The sequence below is a fragment of the Alteromonas sp. BMJM2 genome, from assembly GCF_027257845.1.
In the GTDB taxonomy this organism is placed as follows: domain Bacteria; phylum Pseudomonadota; class Gammaproteobacteria; order Enterobacterales; family Alteromonadaceae; genus Alteromonas.
The window spans coordinates 49764-72267 of sequence record NZ_JAPVOT010000012.1; the positions used below are offsets into that span (position 1 = coordinate 49764).

Sequence of the window (22504 nt, forward strand, 5' to 3'; positions counted from 1 at the left end):
TGCGCGCTATACGTTAAGACGTAAACGCAACGCGTGCGGATTTTACCCATTTATGGGCGGAAAAGCGAATTAGCAGCGAGTATATTTTGCTAAACAGTACAAGCCATGAGACGAGACAGTGAAATTTAGCCTTAAATGGGCATTTTACTTACGATCTAGGGGTTCTGCTTTTAGCAGGACGGGTCGATACTTTGCAGACTCTACCCGCTGTAATTTCTTCGCCGTGTATCGATACACTAACACCGTTGCAATAATGCTTGGGAGTATTCCCCATAATTCATGAGTCAAACTGATCGTAGGAAGAAGGTAAGAGGCTAGCGAGAAGCAGCCGATAAACATAAATAAAGGAAGTAGATAGAGCCATGCCGAGGCACTTAGCACGCCGCTTTCTGGAACACCAATTGTCACATTTTGGCCGACAGAAACCGTCATTGGTGTAGACACCGTTAGGCGCTGCATCTTCGGTGCGAGTGCACGTGATATAGCACCAGTACCGCAATCGCTTTGTGCCTGACAACTGCTGCATGTCGATTTTATTGCTGACTCAACAGTGACATTGTCACCGTCGATAGCCACCACCTTAGCCGACTCTTCAATCATTGCTGTTATTTACCGCACTAATTGAAGTGGCAATCGCTTTTGCCGTTTGAAGTGGAATTTCACCTAACACCGTCACCTGCGCTTTACCCGCCTTTAACGTGAGAAAAGTACTGACTTCATTGCGCAACGCAATATCGCCGCCCAAAGCATCTTCAATAGGTTGAACATACACAGATACATCTACTAAACCGTCGCTATACATTTTATACTCTACTACCTGGCCGGTTAACGCTAAACGTCGCGTATCTCTTTTCACTTCCTGCATACCTACCGGGAGGTAGTTAACTTCCCAGCCATGAGCGCGGGATTGGCTACTTGCCATCATAATCGGTTCGGGCAAAGACGATGGATTAATACGGGCAAAATAAGGCGAAGGTGATGCCGTTACGGAAAATGTACTTATTTGTATTTGTTCTAGTAATGCGCCTTGTAAATCTAGCATGTTCAACTTTAATAGCATGCCCGACTCTTCATCAAGCCAAAGTTGATAACCAAAACGGGTATTATCTCTACTCACAATTCTAATTTGTTGTGCAGGTCGCCCAGCGACTCTAGCTCGACCAACCAGCACAAATTCATAACTTTCCAGCAACTTCTGAGGGTTATGAAGAAGAATATTGGGAATAGGACCATTGATAAACCGAGAGCGAATGCTGTAGGGCTGCGTATCGGGCTCAAACACACTCACGATACCGTCAACACGAATAAGCTCACGGCCTGGCCCGTTTTGCAAATTCAGATGCTCTACTTCTGTGCCATCATCAAGCACGCCGTGACGCCATAAATACGGTACTGTTTCTTTTCCAACGGTGGTTTGGACAAACGATACCTGGTAATTGGCAGAAGAGATGAGTGATTGAAGACGCTGTAACCACTGTACCGGTGTTTGCAGTGCGTTAGTTTCTCTCTCTAACGCCGGCTCTGTTTGTTTTACTGTATCTGTTTTTGACTCACTTTCTGTTGCGCTTTCTGTTGCGCCTTTTGCTTGGTTATTTGGCTCAAGGCTAGTTGGAAGAGACGAATCGCTTGATTGCGCATGAACACAGAGAGGCGTGAAAATTGATAAAGCCCCGGTGATGAGGAGAACAAATTGGTTACAGCGCATTTTCCTTGCCTTTAAAACAGACATACCAGCACGTGCAAGTGCTGGTATGCGAAGTTACTAATAATAAATACTAGTTGAAATAGTGGCGTTGCCGCAATCGCCTATGGGCGATTAGTATCGTCAGAGGCTTTTTCTTCCTCTTCGGCCTGCACCTGTTTCAATTTTATTTGTTGCTCATGGTCGGCGATAAGCGCGTTAATTTTACGCTTCTTCTCAAGCACTTCATTCATGTCGTTGCGTGGCAACGTCCGAGTTTGCTCAAGACTTACCGGCGCTAAACCACCTTGAGGACCCGCAGTGGGTGCCGTCATAAATGGCTGTGAAGGTGCAGGCTGGTTCAGGTGCTGAACACCTAGAATAACAGCTAAAGCTACCGACGCTGCAACGGCAAACTGACCAGATTGAGTTGCAAATGGAACCACATTCCCAATGATTGGGATTGAGCGCCAGCGAGACTCTTTTGGTGCAACAATCGCAGGTTCATCTGCCAAGGCCGCAGCAATGCTAGCCGTAATATCCATTTCTGGCGCTACGCTTGCTTCTTTGCGCATGGTACCACGGATGACATGATATCGCTGCCATTTGGCTTGGAGCTCTGCATCATGCTTAATCGCGTCGATGATTTTATCATCTTCTGCTTCGCCATCCATGAATGCGGACAATTTTTCTTGCTGTTGCATCATATATTCATATCCAGATCATTTAGATCGTTAACTACCCTAACACAGCAGTTAGTCATCCCAAAAAAAAGAAAGTTCATCTTTTTTTAAGTTTATTTAAATTAATTTTCTAACAGCGGCTGAATGACTTTATCTATTGCTTCTCTAGCCCTGAATATACGCGATCTTACGGTACCTACAGGGCAAGACATCACGCTAGCAATTTCCTCATAGCTCAACCCTTCAATCTCACGCAATGTAATTGCCATTCGCAGATCGTCAGGTAATTTTTCAACCACTTTAAACAACGTTTCTTCAAGCTCATCTGACAGCAAACTGCGTTCGGGAGTTGATTGCTCCTTGAGCGCATCGCTGCCCTCGTAGTAGTCGGCCTCTTCAGCATCAACATCGCTCGCCGGGGGCTTTCTGCCCTGCGAAACAAGATAATTTTTAGCGCTGTTTACCGCTATACGATATAACCAGGTGTAAAAGGCGCTGTCTCCGCGAAAATTAGGAAGCGCTCTGTATGCTTTGATAAAGGCTTCTTGCGTTACATCAGCAACATCGCCCGTATTTTTAACGTACCGAGACACTAAATGCATTACTTTATGCTGATAACGGGTTACCAACAAATTAAATGCGTTTTTATCTCCACGTTGTACTCTTTCCACCAGTTGCTGGTCGGTTACTTGCTCGCTCATTCGAGCCATTACTCCCTACTTCTCATACACAATAGCTCTCTTTAGCCTGTGTGTAGACGTATTCTCTTTAAAAAAGTTCTGTTAAAGCATTAATTATTTTAAATAATACCATGTACACGCCATAAGAATTATTGTGTTTTGCCACTCATCCATTAGACTTGCTGAACCTTCGCTCGTATATATTGATATAAAAATACATGAAATCAGGATTGTCTTCACTAACTTCCACATCAAATGCCATAGAACATCGCTGTGACGTGCTAATTATCGGAAGCGGTGCTGCTGGGCTCAGCCTGGCATTAAAGCTCGCAGATCACTGCCAAGTTATAGTGTTGAGTAAAAGCGACCGAAATGAAGGGTCTACTCGTTATGCACAAGGGGGTATTGCCGCTGTTTTCGATGAACAAGACTCTATCGATGCACACGTCAACGACACGTTAAAAGCCGGTGGTGGTTTGTGTGAAGAACCTGCAGTTCGTTTTACCACTGAGCGAGCAAAAGCGGCGTTGGAGTGGCTAATCAGTTACGGCGTACCCTTTGACAGAGAAAAAAGCGAATCAGGTGAAGAGAAATTTCACTTAACGCGGGAAGGTGGCCATAGTCACCGCAGAATATTACACGCTGCAGATGCCACCGGCGAAGCACTACAGATAACGCTAAACGATGCGGTCTCCACTCACCCAAACATTCATTTTTTCGAGCGATACAATGCTATCGACCTTATCCCGTCGAAGACTGAAAAAAATAAAAGTGTTGGTGCGTATGTGTGGAATCGTCAGCAAGAGCATGTCGAAGTTATTCGCGCTCCATTTATTGCCTTAGCCACCGGCGGCGGCAGCAAAGTGTACCAATATACATCAAACCCTGATGTATCAAGCGGTGATGGTATTGCGATGGCGTGGCGCGCGGGATGTAGAGTGGCAAATATGGAGTTTAACCAGTTCCACCCTACCTGCCTGTTCCACCCTCAAGCGCGTAACTTTCTTATTACCGAAGCGTTGCGCGGTGAAGGCGCCAATCTGTGTCATGCTGATGGCACTCGCTTTATGCAAAAGTTTGATGAGCGTGGCGACTTGGCGCCTCGTGATGTGGTTGCAAGAGCGATAGATTACGAAATGAAGCGACTGGGCGCAGATTGCATGTATTTGGACATCAGTCATAAGCCTGCAGACTTTATCGTTAAACACTTCCCTAACATATATCGAAAGTGTCGTTCTTTAGGTATTGATATTACTCGCGAGCCAATTCCGGTGGTGCCCGCAGCGCATTATAGCTGTGGTGGGGTCATTACCGACTTTAATGCAAAAACTGATTTAGATAACGTTTACGCTATTGGTGAAGTTGCCTATACCGGTTTACACGGCGCCAATCGAATGGCTTCAAATTCCTTATTAGAGTGTGTTGTGTTTGCCAGTTCAGCTGCCGAGCACATTATTAGCTGCCTTCCTACCAAAGACAGCGACGAAACGATTGCCCCTTGGGACGAAAGCCAAGTATCAAACTCGGACGAAGAAGTGATTATCCAACACAATTGGCACGAGTTGAGACTCTTTATGTGGGATTATGTTGGGATTGTTCGTACCGATAAGCGACTAGAACGTGCTATGCGACGCATAAAGTTATTAGAACAAGAAATCACTGAATATTACTCTCACTTTCGCGTAAGCAATAACTTACTTGAGTTGAGAAACTTAGTAACAGTGGCTGAGTTGATCGTGCGATGTGCGATGGAAAGAAAAGAAAGCAGAGGGCTTCATTTTAATCTCGATCACCCAGAACAATTAAGTGACACCAAACCAACTGTGCTGATACCTAATAATCAGCTGTCTGGAGAAAGTGTCGGGGCTCTGATTACTGAAGGGAGCTTCAGCGGTGTGCGGTAAAACGTAACACATGTAAAAAGCATAAAGGAGAGCCTAACGTGTTATGCTCTCTTTTTTAAATAGCTTATTCCTAGATAGCTTTTACTTAAGCGCTTTTACTTAAGCGCTTTTACGTAAGCGCTCTGCAGCGTCATTTTCTCGTTAAAGCCCTTCTAGCCTAAAGAAGGGCTATATTTCTATATGCCACTCACAAGCCATCAGCTTTAGAGGCCGCGCTAACTAATCACAACGTTTAATAGTACACAACCGTGTTTAGGTGCGTTATCGAGTCTTTTGCACTCATGACTTCTAGTTCAGCATAATCTTGCCCAGAGACCACTGATTTGGCGCTTGTTTTCTCATTAGCATTTGGTATTTCATCTACATGGTCATTTAAGCCTTCAGAACGTGATGCGCTCAAGGTATAGATATTTAATTCATTCGGTAAAAATACGGGCTGCTTAAATTGACATTCCACTTTCTTGATATCGCCGTTACATACGCGGTTATTTTTGTCTAACCCCTGTTGTATCGCTGAATTCTCTGTGGAGACTGTACTTTCCGTACTTTCTGCTTTTGCTTCGCTTGCTACACTCGCTTCAGGTCCTGCCGCTTCCACAAATTGGGAAATAACACGGGATAACGTCCACATGCCGTGAGCTATGGCATTTTTAAAGCCAAACGCTTTTGCAGAAACCGTCGATAAATGAATAGGGTTGTAATCTCCCGAAATAGCAGCATAGCGCCTGCCCGTATCCGCGGTGGCAGAAAGACTGGAGAGGAAATCTCGTTGTTTACTCTCGGTATTTTCAGCGTTTCTCCCAGCGTTTTTTGACTGAGTACCTCTAGGGGCGACATGTACCGCTTTTACTTTCACCAAGTAGCTACTCACTGCTTTGTAAACACGCTTTGAGCTTTGAAATGCTTCAAGTAAAACATCAATCTCCCAGCCCCTTGAATGGGGTCGAACGTCACTAAACCGAACTCGGCATTCAATAGACTCAGAAAGATTACAATGCTCAAAAATCTCCACCGCATTGGCACAATGGATTAAGCCCAACAGCGGAAAAGGGCTCTGTTTGTCTAATAGGCAGCGCATTTGCAATGGAAGAGAAAGCATTTGCAAGTACAGTGGATGCACATGCTCACTGACTGGCCAAGCGACTTCTTGGCAAAATTTACTATAGTGTTTATTGTCTATGCTAAGGGTTTTGGTATAAATCCGTTGCGGCAACCGAGGAGGTTTGAACTGCATCAACTGTCGCTTGTCAACACGCTTGAATAGCGATTTAGTATATTCACGAAACATTCATTGTGTCCCTAAGTCCATATCCTTTTCTGACATAAATTACCGCTCTACATAATCTGCGGTAATCACGCTCAGAACATTCGTTTTTAAGTACCCAGCAAAAGTGAGCATATCCTCTGTCGGACCATTTCCGTTTTGCTTGAGTCATTTCCAAAGAAATTCCCCAAGGGTAAAGCTGAGAGGCACCGTGAAGTTGAAACGCATCATTAGTGCGAGAGGAAATGACCCCGTATCTTATGAGTGTGGTAAACGAGTCACTTGAAACACCATCTACAATATTAACAACGCCTTCGTTTGACAACATCAAATTCAATTCATTTGAAATCAAGCCGTTCCGTGACTTACTTTGAAAAGATAAGCACATCCATAAAAGAAGCGGGAAAAGAAAAAGCGTAGTAAGAGTGGTTTCGTTTACCCACGTCAATAGATTAGGTGGCAAACATTGCAATATCAATAACAATAGAACACAGAGTGTGACGCGATTGAACGCCACTCTCCAAGATGAATACATTATGTGTATTCTATACTTTGACACGATTGACGACGGTTGAAATCATCGCAGCAAGCTCTGGATCGTCACACTTTTGATGGCCCATTATCCACGCGAACAAATCAGGATCGTCGCTTGTTAGTAAACGCTCGAAGGTGACTTTTTCTTCGTAGCTTAATTCGTCAAACGCTTGCTCTACAAAAGGCAGTAATAATACATCTAGTTCAAGCATGCCACGGCGGCATGCCCACTTTAATCTCGCTAATCGTTTGGGTTCAAACATATATTCTTTAACCTCAATTGTTATCATTAAATAATACCACGCGCATCATAGTAGGATCACTGCTCTTTTGGTCTGATAAGCAAACTAACACTAACTTATACCAGTCCGCATAGATAATTACCCGCCCAACGAGACTTAAAATGCTCGTAATCGCGGCGTGTTACCGCAGGTGCAGTAGTTCTACATCAAGGTGACACCACAAAGAGTACGGACATTTTAAACTCGCCCTTCGCGAAGGTCTGCCAAGTTCTGAGTGGGTAATTATCTATGCGGACAGGTATTAACGTAAAGAATTTACGACTGGTGGCCACCTCCCCCTTGATAAATCGCCGTTTTGCCATACTTTGACACTATACGTTTTTTAAAAAGAGCTCGGTTATGTCTTTAACAACGCTAGATGCACTACCACAACATTATGCCGTAACGCTTGGCAGCACTATGGTCATATCATTAGAAGGCGAGCAAGCAGACAGCTATCTGCAGGGGCAACTCACTGTTAACATCAACAAATTAGATGACAAAACAGTACGTCACTACGCCCACTGTGATAACAAGGGCAAAACATGGTCAACAGGTTATCTTGCTCGGTTTGGCTCAAAAATACTGCTACTGACTAATGAAGACGCTGGTGCACGTACCCTGGCTGAGCTCAATAAGTACGGCGTATTTTCAAAAGTAGACATCGTTGATAGCAGCAGCGATTTCAATGCTTTTTTTGTTTCAGGCAATGAGGCGGTAGCCCTTTTAGGTAAACATTTCTCTGACGTGTCTTTAGATGAAGCCGATAGCGACGGTTCTCTTATTAGCTATCAAAGCGAATATGGGCTTTGCTTTAAAACCGATACCGCGCAACAGGGTTACTTCGCAGTTCTGCACCAACAAGCTAGCGACGACGTTAAAGCAAACATAGCCAAGAACGCACTTCCCTGTTATGCACAATCGGTGTTTGACGCCATAAAAATTGTTAATGCCCACGCGGCAGTCAACGGAAGTACAGTGGGTGAATATGTACCCCAAATGCTAAATGTACACGCCCTTAATGCCATTGATTTTGATAAAGGTTGCTACATGGGCCAAGAAGTGGTGGCGAGAACCCGTTTTTTAGGGAAGAACAAACGTGCTGCATTCAGCTTTTGTGTTGATGGTAATGTTGAGGTGTCTGCAGGAGATACTATTGAGAAGCAACTTGGCGATAATTGGCGAAGAGCCGGCGTGGTAACAAGCGTTGCCTGTTTAGGTAATGAAACTCACTTTATGGCGGTACTTCCTAACGATACCACACCACAAGATTTACACAGGTTGGCTGATAATGAGACTGTAACCTGTTACCCTAGTGCGCTGCCTTACAGTATTGAGCAACAGGCCAGCAACATCATAAAGAAACGTCGCTGATTTGTAAGGCAACGATTTACATTCATTACCCACATGGGAAAACTTAGGATTTTATATGACTATTACCTCTGATAGCGTTGTAACACTTCACTATACTGTTTCAACCGAAGATGGAACCACATTGGATTCTTCTGAAGGAAAAGAACCGCTAGTCGTGTTGCTTGGTCAACGCTTCCTTATTGAGGGACTAGAAGACGCATTAATTGGAAAAGACAAAGACGATAGCTTCAATGTTTCTATCGAGCCTGAAAAAGCATACGGAGAGCGTGTAGACGAGTTAGTTCAAACCGTTCCTCGCTCAATGTTTGAAGGTACCGAAGTTGAAGTAGGTATGTCTTTCCGCGCGACCACGCCACAAGGCGAGCAATCTGTAATCATCATTGAAACTAGTGATGAAGAAGTGGTTGTTGATGGCAACCATCCTTTAGCCGGTATTCCGTTGACCTTCGACGTTAACGTAGTAGATATTCGAGAAGCTACAGAACAAGAGCGTGAGCACGGCCACGTGCATGGACCTCAAGGTTGTGGACACGACCACTAAGGCATTCGCCTATATAAAATAACAAAGGGAGCATTAAGCTCCCTTTTTAACGCTGTTTAACCGCTTCACTCAATTAAATAGCGTCTTCGTTCTGTTCACCCGTACGAATTCGAACCGCACTTTCAACGTTATAAACAAAAATTTTCCCGTCGCCAATCTTGCCTGTTTTAGCCGCCGACTGAATAGCATCTAATGCTTGCTCTACCCGTTCATCGTCGAGCACTAACTCAACTTTGATTTTAGGGAGGAAATCGACTTGATATTCAGCACCGCGATATAGTTCAGTATGGCCTTTCTGCCTACCAAACCCTTTTACCTCAGTAACTGTCATCCCTGCAATACCGACTTCAGCTAATGCTTCCCTTACATCATCCATTTTAAATGGCTTAATGATAGCTTCAATTTTTTTCATGATTACAACTCATCATAGATTGTTGGAATGGGTACACGCTTGTGCTGTGTACGTTCATAAATATAAAGCAATTTCTCTTCCACTTCAGCGGAAACGGGTTTACCTTCCAAAAAATCATCGATTTGATCATAAGTCATTCCCAGCGCTTGCTCATCTGCCTTTTGTGGAGACAGGCTTTCCAAGTCCGCTGTGGGAGCTTTGGTAATGACATTGTGAGGAGCACCTAAGTGTGCGGCTAATGCCCTTACCTGCCGTTTACTCAAACCAAAGAGCGGCGCTAAATCGCAAGCACCATCACCATATTTCGTATAGAACCCTGTAATATTTTCAGCCGAGTGATCGGTACCGAGCACAAGCCCATCTACCATGCCGGCAATCTCGTACTGAGTTACCATGCGCGCTCTGGCCTTGACATTGCCTTTCACAAAATCTTGTTTGGCCGTACTGTCAGGCAGTAAACCTGTTTCTTTAAGCGCATCCGTTGTAGAAGTATGAATGGCATCAACACCTGGCTGTACGTTTACTGTGACAGAATGTGAAGGTTGAATAAAATCGATTGATTGCTGTGCATCAGCCTCATCGGCTTGGGTATCATAAGGAAGTCTGACAGCAATAAACTGGTAGTTTTCATGATTTTCTTTGTTCAATTCATTAACAGCGAGTTGCGCCAATCTGCCCAAAGTACATGAATCTATCCCGCCACTAATGCCTAGCACTAAAGCGTTCAAACCTGAAGTGAGCAACTGCTTTTTAATAAACGACACTCTTCGCGCTATCTCAAATTCAACATCGATTTCAGGAAGCACCTGCATCTCTTTAATAACTGCTTGTTTTTGCATCATAATATCCACGTGTTTTTAAGCGTCTTAGTCGTTGAGTTTACGATATTATCCGTATAGATGTTAGTGGTAAGATTAAAAGCCACGGTTTATCGTAGAACGTGTAGTAAGCCTAACGTAAAGGTGTATAGCGAATCATGCTATATAGAAATAATCTATACGCTATAGACTTCGTTTTAGTGTACGCTAAAGATTAGTGTTTTTGTTTATCAAATTCTGCATAATGAATTAAAAAAGTGTCAGATTTTAAACGAGAGCTTTAAGTGAACAAGATAAAAAGTCGAATGAAAAATAATAAGAAAATTTCAGTGAACCAAGCAGGTCTTACCTTACTTGAACTGCTAATTGCTATATCCATTGTTGCCATACTGCTAACAACGGTTGCGCCTGCGATACAGAGTATAGTTATAACAAGTAGAATTACTGCAGACCTCAATACCTTGAGCGCGGTAGCACAACGTGCTCGATTTACTGCAGTAGATGAGCAATCTAACGTGGTTATGTGCCCCACTACAAATTACGAAAGCTGCGTGAGCAGTTGGAAGAACGCTACCATGATTTTCGTCGATGAGAATGGCAACGGCTCTCGCGATACCTCAGAACCCCTCATCACAACCAGCGACCCGCTCAATAACGCGAATACGATTTACGGTATATCAGGAGCTATTACCTTCAATGAGCAAGGCGGTATTAGCCAAGCTGCTACCATTACGGTGTGCCCGAAAGATAATAACAGTAAATATGCGTCTGCACTGATTCTTTCCTTGTATGGCCGTATTGCAGTAGCAATAGACAGTGATGGCGATGGTACAAAAGAAGATTTAACTGGCACGGATTTGTCCTGTTCATAAATGAGGGCTATTTCCACACGCTCTAATTCGCTAACCAACACTGCCGAGGCAACAAGGCCGTGTTGGTGACAATAAGCTTGCGACATGGGGCATTGATATCAAAATAAGTGAGCTCGACCTCGTACTCGTAGTGGGTCGTACTGCTCGTTACTTCCGTTATTTCTACTCCGCCAGTATCTATGGCAGGTAACTGTGATAAAGAAACAAATACACCGCCACTTAGCCAATGGCGCGACTGAATTGACTGAAGCTTTATGATATGACTTTTCGCCGCATATCTAGATGCTACCTTTTTTCCTAATTGATAAGAGTGTAACGTCAGTGTGGTTAAAATACCCACAACACTCAATACAATTAACAACTCAATCAGGGTAACCCCTCTTCTCTTAAAATAATTACCTTCCATAGTACAGATTACCTGCGGCTCAGTTTCCCTATAGATTAACCCTATCAATTCACCCTCTTTGGCATAACCGACCGTTAGCATGGTTTATAACAACGCCGTTAAATATAGACAGCATATAAGTGGCCTAACGCTATTGGAGTTAATGGTCGCAATCTCCATTTTAATTATTACGCTACTTTTAGCTGTGCCTTCTTTTGCCAAGTGGCACGAGGGAAATAGGTTTAAGCACGCACTGCGTCATGTCAGTAACCTCGCTGAAACAGCAAAAGCAGTAGCCGTAACCTCACAATCGAACGTTTCATTTGTGGTAGACGTTAGCGCTGGTCAATGTGCGGGGAGCAGTCGTCTAGCAGAATGCGATTGTGCAACGGCCAACGCCTGTCATATTGATGGAAAAGAATACGCATTCTTAGCGATGCAATCAGGCATTACGCTGCTAACTGCTAACAATGAAAATCGCGTGGTCACATTTACTCATTTCGGAGCAGTGAGCTTTGGGCATAACACAACAATTACCGTTAAAAGCTCGTCTCACTCTGGCGAGGTGGTGATAAGTCCACTGGGGCGAATAAAACACTGCTCTACTACCAGTTTAAGTGGTGTAGCCACATGTTAACATCTAAGGGGTTTAGCCTAGTTGAGCTACTTGTGGCCACGTGCATAGCCAGCGCATTAATGGTTTTTGCGTCCCGTCATACTGCATTTTTTTACAGTGCGCTCTTAAAAGTTCAGCACACGGTCGCCATCGAAGCCGAGTTTCAGGCGCTGCGGCATGTTATCACAGCTCACCTTGAACGAGCAGGTTATGTACAACAACCGATATCTACTCAACTTGCTGTTTCTAATGCAAACCTGCCAACTGTTGATATTGCTAGTTTTGGCACTGAGGCACTAAATAGCTGCTTTACCTTTTCCTACGATCAGAATGATGATGGTGTTATTACACTCACACCTACTGAGCTTTTTGGTTTTAGGTTGCGAGAGGACGCTATTGAATACAGCGTTGCTAACCGAAGTTGTTCACAAACCCATTGGCAGGATTTAACTGACACTAACGATGTTCACATTAGCGAATTCTCAATCACTCCTTTAAACGCAAGCGGATGGGGAGTGACTTATGAAATCGTTGTCAAAGGATCAAGCAGCGTCTTTTATGGTATTGAAGCCTCTACAACATTTGTGGTGGAGGTAGCGAATGTTCAGTAGCGCTTCATCAAAAGACACTTTATTGCTATCTCCAAGATTCATTGCCAGAGCATTTATCGCTTGCAAGCAACAACAGCGAGGAGTGTTTATTATTTCGTCCGTTCTTGTGTTACTGGGTATTGCAGCATTTGCCCTAACGAGTGTTACCGTTGCCGTAAGTGACTTTCGAACAGTACGGGAAACTATGCTCGCTACCCAAGACCACTATTTAGACGTCAAAAAAGAGATGCGCAATATTAGTTCTCAGCTTCGTACTACACTTCCATCAAACGTCACTACAAGTAATTCTTCTGTCGCTCACTCTATTATACCCAGTGATTTTCATGGTGCTAACTTTCAAGCGGTTAAAGCTTTCGACATAACACTACATCACACTCAAAGTAATACCAGCGTTAAACAACGATTTGTACGATACCCATCTTTTATTAATGTACCCACTACGCTACAGGCCAGCGCACCAGACATAAACCTCACCCAGTGGCTTTTTAACAGAAGTTCTTCTGCACTACTGCCAAAATATTTTCCACTGAGTGTTGTTGCAAATTCATGCACTGATTTAGAAGAGGCAACCATGCATTGGATAAATGGGGATTGTGAACTTAACAACAACGACGTAGACCACAGCAGCAGTGTAAATCCTATGCTGCTTGTGATTAAAAATGGTCATTTGACTGTGTTAAACGGCACTTCTTTTTACGGCGTGGTCATTTTATTGTCAGACGATGGTAATGTTTACTCTGCGACTGTGAAACAAGGTGCAAGTATAAAAGGGGCGCTAACCTCCTCAAATACCATCACGCTGCAAAATGATGGCGCAGTAGACTATTCGTCACAGGTATTACACACGCTTCAGCAAGCACCCAGACTGGCTAAAGTAATTGCTGTTCCAGGTAGTTGGTTTGCCGAGTTCGAATAAAACCCTAAACACGATGTTGAAAGATATAAAATAATGATGAAAACACTGAGCACAATATGTTGTAAAACCCAACGTCACTTAAATAGAAAGGACATACAACAAGGAGGTGCTTTAATTGAAGTACTTGTAGCAAGCGCCCTATTTTTGTCCGTTACTGTGGGAATGGTGGGAGCGTTTATTCACACTGAATCACTTTGGGTTGTCATCTATGACAACGAAGTTTCTCGCAACGACAGTATCAACAGTGCGAAAGAGCAAATGATGATAAATAGCTATGACCAAACATGGGCCGATGTTCAACAATTAGGCCCTTTTACGTCTATTCCGTAGCTTATTCTAATATAATATTTGTCTTGGGAGCTCATTTTAAGCCCTCTTTGTAAAGCTCTTTATTGAAAGGCTTAACATGACCAACAGTATTCTCCAGTGTCTAGCGAGCCACTGTTGTTTTTATCCCACCCTTTTCGACCATCACTAAAATAAAACAGAGCGCCGTCTTCTGCTTGCCCAGACCCGCTCACCGGCGTCGCCTTTAACTCGTAACTCGCTGCATCTGCAGCAACGATGGTTAAATTGTAGCGTTTGCTTGCCGCAGTTTCCGATGACGGAGAATAGGTGGCAAATACAGTGGGGGCACCTGTGTCACCTCCACCGCTTCCCGCTTTCTTATAACTGAATGACCCACTTTGATGGCGCTCCATTGCTGCCGCAAAAGCAAGTAAATCAGCTTGAGCAGTCCCTCTATAACCATCAGCGATGACGCCTTGATAAGAGGGGTACGCAATAGCAGTAATGATCCCGACAATAGTTACTACAATCATTAATTCAATTAATGAGAAACCGTAGTGCTTTACGTTTACCATTACTATTGCTCTCTCTCGGTCTCGGAATGCCAACTTCCGCGTCTAACACGTTCGTATCGGCCGAAAATATTTTCAGATAAGCATCCGAATGGTGATGTACATGCTTGTGGGTTTCCATCTTCGTCGTCCTTAATGACTGCCGAGGCGCACTCTGTGCCGACACAAACAATTGGACTATCTTGTACAATGATTCCAGGTTCAGGCGCAATTCCAGGCTGCAAGAGATCAACCGAGCGGTCTCCGTCTTGCAATATTCCGTCATTGTTAATGTCTCTAACGGCGTTCGCGTTAAATAGGTTTACCAGGTAAGCCCTACTATTGCCTTCAGGTGGCGCACACGCACTGGCATTATTTACAGAAGGCACATACGTGGTAAAAAGTATTTTGTAATCTATTATGAGCGGAGACGCTAGCACCTTTTCGCCACTACCACCTAAATCTAAAACCCATCCCTTCTTATTTGCAATGCTGCTAGCAGCAATCGCCCGCTCTGTTTCATCATCGCTTGTAAGCGCATGGTTTGTGGCATTAAATAAATCGCTTTCAACGACTGTATTTTCGAAAAACTTATATTTATTATCTTCGTCTCTCTTAAATACTTCTCCATCCTTAATCATGTAAAATTTATCTTGTACCGATGTATCAAGCGGCGATGCTCTCCATCCGCTCCCCACTGCTATGCCATAATAAAGCTCGTCTGCTAACGCAATTTCAGTAACGTTAGGAGCGTAATAGAAACGACGATTACTTTCTTCGGTATCACCGCCAAAATCAGCGATTAGGCTTCCCGTAACAAGATTCTCAGTACTTTCACCATTGTAAATATCCAAGCGGAAAAGTTGACCGCCTAAGTCAGCCGCATACATATGGTCGGCATATCCATCGTTGTCGCGGTCAATAACTGCGATACTGGCTGGGATGCTATATTTCATGTCGCTAAGTTCTAAGTCAAAAGTACCGGCCATCCCTGCACTCCAGAGTAAGCTTCCAGTTTCTGCATCGACCATGAATATCGCGTTGCCTATACTGTCAGTGCTTCTTATGATTCGATCATCGTGGCCGTCACTATAACCACCGCCAAAGATCATGACGTTTTTATCAGCACCACCTATTTTCACTTTCGTAAAGACTGGGCGAGACCATGTTTGACCAAGTTTTTCAAACCCGACATCGCCGCCTTTTAAAATGAATTTTAAGGTAGGGGTGTCTTTTGAAGAAACATCGAATACATAGTAATTTCGCCCACCTCGACGCATTCCTGCGTAGAGATATTTGTTAGAACCATACTCGCGCAGCACAAGGTCACCATCTATGCCGTAAACATGATTTAACGTCGAGCTATCATTGTAAAAATGGTCTACGTTTGTCAGCAAAGATTTCGGCATTATTGCAAAATTTTCTTTACCATTTTCGCTATCAAATGAGTGGATCATGCCCTGATTAGTAGAAATAAATATTGACGTGCCACTTTCGCCATAATCGACAACGATTGGTTTAGAATGTATCGGGTCTCCCATTTGAAGGCGATAATCTGAGGTAGAGTTATCGTTGTTGCTATCTTTTAAATCGACCCCCCTAAACCACTTTAAGTACGTTTCTCTCACAACGTCATCGTTAGCACTATTTGGAATGCCCAAGTCGGCTTTTGTAATACTATTATTGTCCTCGTGGAGGAGATTTTCCTCGGCTATAATGCTAGACGATACTGTTGGTGAAGTATCATCAAATACATACAGGGCTCGTTCGAATCCTAACTGGCTAGCAGCCCCTCCAAGAGGCACTTCTGCACCATCTTTTGACGGCGACCAAAAACTTTTCGCATTTTCGTCAAAGTATCCATTTGATATAGCGTTAGCGTCATTAATGTCCACCACGTTTTGGCCATCTAATCGATAGCGTTTAAGGTTTCCAGGCCAGGTAGCACTGTCTGTTGGTTTAAATAGTGCGTAGTAAAGTTCATCCCTATGCGTCAAGCGATTTAGCTGATTCACCGCTATGCCAGGGGTAACAAAAGTCGTATTGACTTCTTTAGCAATAGAAAAAATAGCTTCGAAAGCATCTAATAATTCGTCGCTACTTGAGGCGGAGTGATAACCTCCCCCTCCATTTGACGCTAAGGCTTGCAAAAACGCAGTAGCATCACTGTTTGTTTCTAGACCAATTGTATGCGTGATAACTTTCGCGCCAATCGCCGAGTTTTCTGCATCTCGAAGATTAGAAACTAAATCTACGCCGCAGACTTCACCAGGTGCGTAAGAATTGTCACAGGTAGTGCCAATCAGAGATTCAATCTTTCCGGTGGCGTCATTAAGATTTGCCTCTCCGTCAGATAAAACCACAATGTGATTATTTACTTGGCATTGCAGGTCGTTAATGGGGCTAATGTACCTTGCGCCAGGAGGAATGAACTCTCCCTTACATAGCGGAGAGGAAAGGTTGTCTTCAGAGCATCCCAACGGAAGGACTGAATCTTCACCTACGTAGGAAGCCCTGTTACTTACACGATGGTGCTCTCTATTATCTTGGCCTCCGAAGTTTACTAACACTTCGCCCCTTTTCGAGCCGTAATCGACTAACCTCCCACCATAATAGTTGGCGGCCTCCAACAAGGTTGCAACGATTGGGGTGCCACCAACAACGTTGAATTCATCTACCTTGTTTTTGAGAAGCTCCCGAACGGTTATTGCCTCGCCCGCGGTTGAGTTGCCCTCAAACTTCACAATCAGCTTTACAGCTTTTGAGTTCGACCCGCTATGCGTAAAGGCAGATCTATTACCGTCAAACTGATCAAAGATAAAGCCCAATTTATTTCCGGCCTCCCAGCCACCTCTATTGACGATTTCCGACACAATAGAGGCGATATCGGGTGTTTGATAAACCGATTGTGCGACAAATGAGGGCATTGACCAGATTTGGCTAGCAGACGTTTTCGGACGATTTTGCAACGTGTATCGACTGGCAGTATTACCCCATTGCTTATTCGCATTATTACGGGCAATACCTCTTATCCGCATACTTGCCGAGTCTGAATTCCAATGTGAGGCAGTGAACTCCAAATAAGCCTCTTGAATTGCTGCACCTTGAGGAATCTCAACGTTGTCAAACCTAACTGCTGCATAGTTATTTGCATTGCTAGTAAAGCTCAGATAGCTACCTGTGTCTCTGTAACCTGAGGTATTTTCTTCGTAATTATCATTTTGATTATCTACCTGATACGTTGCTCTATCTGACATACAGCCTGTAGCAGTGCTGTCATCGAACGTAATCGACAGTTGAGGCCCATTACCTGTATTCGATTCCATTGACTTTATTTCTCGGCTACTCAAGGCATTTGTGCTACTGCCTTCAATAATGATATTCAAATCATTTCCACCACACCAATCAGATCTGTCAACTACGTTTTGTATAACAGAGCTCAAGTCAGGAGTGGCTACCAATTGACCGGAAACGGGAAAAGCATTGTCGTTTGACCAATTCAGCGTCTCTGAAGTACGAGGACGTCCACTTATATTGTCGTTATTATTGTTAAACCCTTCTGCATTGCCAACATCTTCGGCCGAAATATCGAGGGTTGTGGCAATAAAGTTCGCATTTTCAGCCGTGAAGAGTAACTTAGCACTGGTTATCATTGCTCCCCTAGGAATACGAACGCTTGAAAAATGTAGACCTGTAACTACTTCTTGGGTTCCATCACTTAATTTAAGAGTATCGCTATTTAATGCAACTTCTCCACCAACTTCGTTTCCATCGTGACTGCCCTCGCTAGGGGTAACCAATATTTCGGCATTTACCGGAGAATCAATATCGGTAATGGGGTAGATAATCGGTCCTCCTCCATTAGAAAAACGCATTAAGCCTGCATTGATATCCGTGGCATTGGTCAGCGACTCTTTTAGCGCCGTTCTAACTCGTGCAATCCGTGTTTCATCATCGTCATTTTCTTCTGTCATACTTCCTGATGAGTCGATGATAAAAAGTACATTAGGTTTAATTGTTGTTGTGTTACTAACGCTACCTAGATAAATATCGAGGTCATCACCAAAAGCAGAGAAACCGATACAGCTAAACAGTGTAATTGATGCAATGTACGTCTTTAATTTTTTCATAAATATACCTACTGTGCTGCTGGGCCGAAAACCGAAGCAGCTAAACTGTTCGCTACAACCGAAGATTTGCCCGAGACTTTTCCGCAACCTCTAACAACAAATACGTGGCATGTAATACTACTGCCGCCAATAACATTACTCGAGCCACGACAGGCCTGCTCTCTAATAAACGCAGTTCTAGACCAGCTCTTCGTCGACATCGATGACTGATAATTTCCCGAGGTAGTATGGCGACTTCCCGTAGTTAGTCCTCCCTCTGTCATATGCCTATCAGTCCAACTTCCTTCATCAAAACAGCTCATGTCATCAATATCCGGATCAAACACGGTTCCCTGGCGCGCTTCTGAAAGCGGATCGGTTAATGCACTATCGGTAAGTAAAACTTCATCTTCCGACTCAAAAAACACACCCGCTATAGCAGATTCTGCAGCATCAAATGCAAGGCCGCTTTGCTGCATAGACATCGCCATTTTCGATTGCGATAAACTACTTGTCACTGCGCTTACACCTAGTACGGTGATAGAAAGCAGTACAAGTAGTGCAAATACCATGACTAAACCACGCTGTTTCATCGTGAACTCCTAACAAAGTTTTTCATATTGCGAAGCGCAAGGGTCTTAGAAAAAACCTGATAGTAATGTGCGGTGTCCATGGTTTTTGCTGCTTCGTTTAGTAAGGCAAATTTTTGTGCGGTCGTTTGACGCACTTCGTTTTGATAACTTTTTAACATGAGCGCCCACCGAAGTGACACCACCTGTTGATTGAGTAAACGTAAGTTTCCTATCTGGTCTGCCGTAACGTAGGTGACCGCCTGTCCCTGTGAGGTAGCTAACGCGTCAGACACACCAAATTGAATTTGAAAGCTTTCAATATTATCTAACAGTGTAACCGTAACAGGTGACACTGTTTGCGATTTAAGACCGCGAAGTACCCTGCCGTCAAAGCCGGTGCATTTGAGCTCGTTACCCACAACGAAATAGTGATTTACCACGTGAAATTCGGTATCCACTGGGTAACCGTGTCGGTTTCCTGTGCAATCATTACCCGCCAAAAGGCTTACCACAAGCTTGTCATTCCCGCCACTGGTTGTCTGTATGCTCCCTAGCGCAACACTATTGATAAAGTCTCCTGGTACAGCGATAGGGTTATTTTGAATATAGGCTGACTCGGCAATGGTATCTACGGACGTATCTACATTTGCGGTAATAAGATCATAACGGCCAACTTCGTAGAACTCTTTGGACAACCGGCTCATAATGAAGCGGCCAGACTCCTGCACTTGCGACACGGCTTGATTGAGTTTATTGGTCACACTGCTACTCACTAGCACCTGAATTATGGCACCTGAAATAATCAGACCCAGCGTCAAGGTAATCATGAGCTCTAATAGTGAAAAGCCGCGCTGACTAGCTGCTACCTTACTGTCTAGGGTTAAGGTGTTTCCAGAATTATTGCGGCTATCGATATGAGGTGTATTGGACCGATTAAAATGGCTAAACAGAGCATTTATCATAAAGTAATATCCTTAACCACACAGGCATTACTGTCGCTTTCACTAGGGTTACAATCGGCATTTTTCGTGTATTTTCGGGTGTTCGACGAAGCCACCGGCCATGAAAGGATTACCCTGACGCGAGAGCCTGGACTGCAAGAATAAATGTCTACGCCATTAGTATCGGTGCAAGTAACTGCAATTCGGGTTTGAGGATTTGTTTGCACGGCTGAGCAAGATAATGCCCACCCATCATACTGAGCCATTTGTACTTCTGAACAGGTGTTATCTTCACAATTAGGAATACTGGCAGGCCGAGTAAGGCAACAAGACTCGTATGGTTGCCCAGAGTCTGCGCAACTTAATAAAGAAAAATTGTATGAGTCGTTGTTGAAATAGGTATTGTTCGCGACCATCCCGTCACCAACAGTCGCAGGTCTTGCGGCCGCACGAAAGCGTTCGGCGACTTGTGAGGCGACTAGCTCCGCCTGAGTTCTACTTATCGCGTCTTTGTTGGCAAACGAACCAGTAAATTGAAGCGCAGCGACGCCCAACAGTCCTACAGCAAGAATAAATAGCGTTATTAGAATTTCAATCAATCCTACGCCATGCTGTGTAGTAATACGGTTATCCTTAACGTGTTTCATTGTTTCCTTAAACGTCGCCATCATTGCCTACCAACTGCCAAACATTTACATTATTGCCAATGATGCAGTTTAAACTTACTCAGTATAAAGAAAAGTATACTTTGTAATAAAGTTGTATGATTTTATAACACTAATCATTTTATTTTTACAGCATTCACAATTGAAATCACCCTGCAGTAACTCGTTGTCAAAACGAATAATTTTGAGATCAGCGACGTATTTTCGCAGTCTGCCCGATAGATATTTCAACATGTAATTACACTGTATTAGTATGATTATCCATCCTTTTTTTGAATTCGCCAATAGCATATAACAAAAAACGCAGTAAAAACTGCGTTTTTTTCAAACAAAATATAAATTTTTGTTAATTTAAAGTTTGGACGAGAGCGTTCGTTTGCTGCTGATACTTTTACAACACTTGTTTCACTCTAAGCTCTTTAGGCACGGCAAACTCAACATTCTCTTCTCTACCCAAGCGCTCAGAGGCAGACACGGCTCCCCATGCTTTAAGGCGGTCCACAACCCCTTGAACGAGCACTTCAGGAGCAGAGGCACCAGCGGTTACGCCAACGTGCTTAACATTTTCCAACCAAGACTGTTGAATGCAGTTTGCATCGGCAATGAGATACGCTTTCGCGCCAATTTTTTCAGCAAGCTCTCGCAAGCGATTTGAATTAGAGCTATTTTGCGCGCCTACGACTAACAACACGTCGCAGTCCGTTGCCAAATCGCGCACAGCATCTTGACGATTTTGCGTGGCGTAGCAGATGTCGTCTTTACGAGGACCATTAATAGCGGGAAACTTCGCGCGCAGTGCGTCGATCACATCAGCGGTGTCATCTACCGACAACGTAGTCTGACTGCAGTAATAGAGCCTTGAAGGGTCTTTGACCGTCAGTTTTTCAACATCACTTTCAGACTCAACAAGATAGATGCCGCCATCTTCATTGCTATATTGCCCCATGGTGCCTTCAACTTCCGGATGACCTGCATGCCCAATTAAAATGCATTCGGTTCCAGATTTACTCGCTCGAGTGACTTCCATATGGACCTTAGTCACTAATGGACAAGTGGCATCAAACACCTTTAAGCCTCTGGAGGTGGCGTTCTTACGTACTGCCTGTGACACGCCGTGGGCCGAAAAGATAACAATACTATCGTCTGGCACCTCATGAAGCTCATCTACAAAGAGCGCACCGCGCTCACGGAGTCCATCAACCACAAATTTATTGTGCACGACTTCATGGCGAACATAGATCGGCGGCTCAAACATCTCCAAAGCGCGCTCTACTATCGTGATTGCGCGGTCAACCCCCGCACAAAAGCCCCGTGGATTAGCTAAATGAATTTGCATACTTATTTCTCGCCTTGAGCGCTAGCTCCAGATTTAACATCAACAATCTCGACATCAAACACAACGGTCTGTCCCGCAAGCGGATGGTTAAAGTCAACCGTTACAGAGTCTCCCGCGACACTTCTAATTATACCAGGAATTTCCGAGCCATCTGGCTGAGCAAAGGCCAAAATCATGCCTTCTTCAATACTCAAGTCTGCACCAAATCGACTTCTGTCCATATAGTGAACGTTATTTGGGTTCGGCTCACCAAATGCATCGTTCGCTTCTAACGTGAACGCTTTTTTATCGCCTTTTTCCAAACCTAAAAGGCAGGCTTCAAAATTAGGCGTAAGGCTTCCATCACCCATTACCATTTTCGCTGGCTTATTATTAACGCGAGTACTGTCCGCTGCAGAGCCATCTTCTAACTTCAAGTCGAAGTGAAGGATAACTTCGCTGTCATTACCTATTACTAATGAGTCTGTCAT

Annotated in this window: 25 protein-coding genes; 8 read left to right on the plus strand and 17 right to left on the minus strand. The window is 44.0% G+C overall.

All coding sequences use genetic code 11. The features are described 5' to 3' along the window. Positions 1-144: 144 nt before the first annotated feature. The 4 genes from O9X84_RS13285 to rpoE form a co-directional block, all read right to left on the minus strand. On the minus strand, positions 145-600 hold the full coding sequence (locus O9X84_RS13285) for a SoxR reducing system RseC family protein (protein WP_269520208.1): 456 nt from the start codon (positions 598-600) through the stop codon (positions 145-147). Next, positions 593-1729, minus strand: a complete 1137-nt coding sequence (locus tag O9X84_RS13290) for a MucB/RseB C-terminal domain-containing protein (protein ID WP_269520209.1) — start codon at positions 1727-1729, stop codon at positions 593-595. The genes O9X84_RS13285 and O9X84_RS13290 overlap by 8 nt, the downstream gene beginning before the upstream one ends. Before the next feature lie 77 nt (positions 1730-1806). Next, entirely contained in the window at positions 1807-2388 is a 582-nt protein-coding gene (locus tag O9X84_RS13295) for a sigma-E factor negative regulatory protein (RefSeq protein ID WP_269520210.1), read from the minus strand. Positions 2389-2486: 98 nt separating this feature from the next. After that, positions 2487-3065, minus strand: coding sequence for an RNA polymerase sigma factor RpoE (gene rpoE, locus O9X84_RS13300; protein ID WP_032096904.1), 579 nt, complete (start codon positions 3063-3065; stop codon positions 2487-2489). A 197-nt stretch (positions 3066-3262) separates the two neighbouring features. On the opposite strand from rpoE, the gene nadB reads away from it, so the two are divergent. Then, positions 3263-4948: an L-aspartate oxidase gene (gene nadB / locus O9X84_RS13305; RefSeq protein ID WP_269520211.1), complete on the plus strand. Its 1686-nt coding sequence runs from the start codon at positions 3263-3265 to the stop codon at positions 4946-4948. A gap of 232 nt (positions 4949-5180) precedes the next feature. Here the strand turns inward: nadB and O9X84_RS13310 are convergent, their stop codons facing one another. Genes O9X84_RS13310 through O9X84_RS13315 form a run of 3 tightly spaced genes read right to left on the minus strand, consistent with a single transcriptional unit; the run spans position 5181 to position 7036 of the window. Next, complete coding sequence (locus tag O9X84_RS13310) at positions 5181-6236, minus strand: MaoC family dehydratase (RefSeq protein WP_269520212.1); 1056 nt, start codon at positions 6234-6236, stop codon at positions 5181-5183. Next, complete coding sequence (locus tag O9X84_RS19660; protein ID WP_442864541.1) at positions 6226-6747, minus strand: protein YgfX; 522 nt, start codon at positions 6745-6747, stop codon at positions 6226-6228. Before O9X84_RS19660 ends, O9X84_RS13310 begins: the two co-directional genes overlap by 11 nt. Before the next feature lie 10 nt (positions 6748-6757). After that, entirely contained in the window at positions 6758-7036 is a 279-nt protein-coding gene (locus O9X84_RS13315) for an FAD assembly factor SdhE (RefSeq protein ID WP_200883152.1), read from the minus strand. 351 nt (positions 7037-7387) lie between these two features. On the opposite strand from O9X84_RS13315, the gene ygfZ reads away from it, so the two are divergent. Then, positions 7388-8401 carry a CAF17-like 4Fe-4S cluster assembly/insertion protein YgfZ gene (gene ygfZ, locus O9X84_RS13320; protein ID WP_269520213.1) on the plus strand — a complete coding sequence of 338 codons (1014 nt, stop codon included), beginning with the start codon at positions 7388-7390 and terminating at the stop codon, positions 8399-8401. Between the two features lie 55 nt (positions 8402-8456). Further along, positions 8457-8942, plus strand: a complete 486-nt coding sequence (locus O9X84_RS13325; protein WP_269520214.1) for an FKBP-type peptidyl-prolyl cis-trans isomerase — start codon at positions 8457-8459, stop codon at positions 8940-8942. Between the two features lie 73 nt (positions 8943-9015). On the opposite strand, the gene O9X84_RS13330 is transcribed toward O9X84_RS13325, so the two are convergent. Both O9X84_RS13330 and nadE read right to left on the minus strand, forming a co-directional pair. Next, on the minus strand, positions 9016-9354 hold the full coding sequence (locus tag O9X84_RS13330; RefSeq protein WP_032096901.1) for a P-II family nitrogen regulator: 339 nt from the start codon (positions 9352-9354) through the stop codon (positions 9016-9018). Between the two features lie 2 nt (positions 9355-9356). Continuing rightward, a complete protein-coding gene (gene nadE / locus O9X84_RS13335; RefSeq protein ID WP_269520215.1) occupies positions 9357-10193 on the minus strand; it encodes an ammonia-dependent NAD(+) synthetase in 837 nt (278 codons plus the stop codon). A gap of 284 nt (positions 10194-10477) precedes the next feature. Between nadE and O9X84_RS13340 the strand changes: the two genes are divergently transcribed. Next, positions 10478-11044 carry a GspH/FimT family pseudopilin gene (locus O9X84_RS13340; RefSeq protein ID WP_269520216.1) on the plus strand — a complete coding sequence of 189 codons (567 nt, stop codon included), beginning with the start codon at positions 10478-10480 and terminating at the stop codon, positions 11042-11044. A gap of 22 nt (positions 11045-11066) precedes the next feature. Here O9X84_RS13340 and O9X84_RS13345 read toward each other — a convergent pair whose 3' ends face one another. Then, positions 11067-11531, minus strand: a complete 465-nt coding sequence (locus tag O9X84_RS13345) for a type IV pilin protein (protein WP_269520217.1) — start codon at positions 11529-11531, stop codon at positions 11067-11069. Between O9X84_RS13345 and O9X84_RS13350 the strand changes: the two genes are divergently transcribed. Genes O9X84_RS13350 through O9X84_RS13365 form a run of 4 tightly spaced genes read left to right on the plus strand, consistent with a single transcriptional unit; the run spans position 11530 to position 13902 of the window. After that, complete coding sequence (locus O9X84_RS13350; RefSeq protein WP_269520218.1) at positions 11530-12066, plus strand: pilus assembly FimT family protein; 537 nt, start codon at positions 11530-11532, stop codon at positions 12064-12066. The genes O9X84_RS13345 and O9X84_RS13350 overlap by 2 nt on opposite strands. After that, a complete protein-coding gene (locus O9X84_RS13355; RefSeq protein WP_269520219.1) occupies positions 12060-12656 on the plus strand; it encodes a prepilin-type N-terminal cleavage/methylation domain-containing protein in 597 nt (198 codons plus the stop codon). The genes O9X84_RS13350 and O9X84_RS13355 overlap by 7 nt, the downstream gene beginning before the upstream one ends. Next, on the plus strand, positions 12646-13572 hold the full coding sequence (locus O9X84_RS13360; RefSeq protein WP_269520220.1) for a hypothetical protein: 927 nt from the start codon (positions 12646-12648) through the stop codon (positions 13570-13572). Before O9X84_RS13355 ends, O9X84_RS13360 begins: the two co-directional genes overlap by 11 nt. 33 nt (positions 13573-13605) lie before the next feature. Beyond that, positions 13606-13902, plus strand: a complete 297-nt coding sequence (locus O9X84_RS13365) for a hypothetical protein (RefSeq protein WP_269520221.1) — start codon at positions 13606-13608, stop codon at positions 13900-13902. A gap of 71 nt (positions 13903-13973) precedes the next feature. Here the strand turns inward: O9X84_RS13365 and O9X84_RS13370 are convergent, their stop codons facing one another. The 7 genes from O9X84_RS13370 to fkpB all read right to left on the minus strand — a co-directional run bounded on the left by O9X84_RS13370 (position 13974) and on the right by fkpB (position 22504). Then, entirely contained in the window at positions 13974-14435 is a 462-nt protein-coding gene (locus tag O9X84_RS13370) for a type IV pilin protein (protein WP_269520222.1), read from the minus strand. A 2-nt stretch (positions 14436-14437) separates the two neighbouring features. Beyond that, complete coding sequence (locus O9X84_RS13375; protein ID WP_269520223.1) at positions 14438-18541, minus strand: PilC/PilY family type IV pilus protein; 4104 nt, start codon at positions 18539-18541, stop codon at positions 14438-14440. An 8-nt stretch (positions 18542-18549) separates the two neighbouring features. Then, entirely contained in the window at positions 18550-19113 is a 564-nt protein-coding gene (locus tag O9X84_RS13380) for a pilus assembly PilX family protein (RefSeq protein ID WP_269520224.1), read from the minus strand. Then, positions 19110-20054: a PilW family protein gene (locus tag O9X84_RS13385; RefSeq protein ID WP_269520225.1), complete on the minus strand. Its 945-nt coding sequence runs from the start codon at positions 20052-20054 to the stop codon at positions 19110-19112. Before O9X84_RS13385 ends, O9X84_RS13380 begins: the two co-directional genes overlap by 4 nt. After that, positions 20051-20680: a type IV pilus modification protein PilV gene (gene pilV, locus O9X84_RS13390; RefSeq protein ID WP_269520226.1), complete on the minus strand. Its 630-nt coding sequence runs from the start codon at positions 20678-20680 to the stop codon at positions 20051-20053. The genes O9X84_RS13385 and pilV overlap by 4 nt, the downstream gene beginning before the upstream one ends. Before the next feature lie 409 nt (positions 20681-21089). Continuing rightward, positions 21090-22034, minus strand: coding sequence for a 4-hydroxy-3-methylbut-2-enyl diphosphate reductase (gene ispH, locus O9X84_RS13395; RefSeq protein ID WP_269520227.1), 945 nt, complete (start codon positions 22032-22034; stop codon positions 21090-21092). 2 nt (positions 22035-22036) lie between these two features. Further along, the gene (fkpB, locus tag O9X84_RS13400) at positions 22037-22504 is read right to left on the minus strand and encodes an FKBP-type peptidyl-prolyl cis-trans isomerase (RefSeq protein WP_269520228.1); all 468 of its coding nucleotides are present in this window, start codon (positions 22502-22504) and stop codon (positions 22037-22039) included.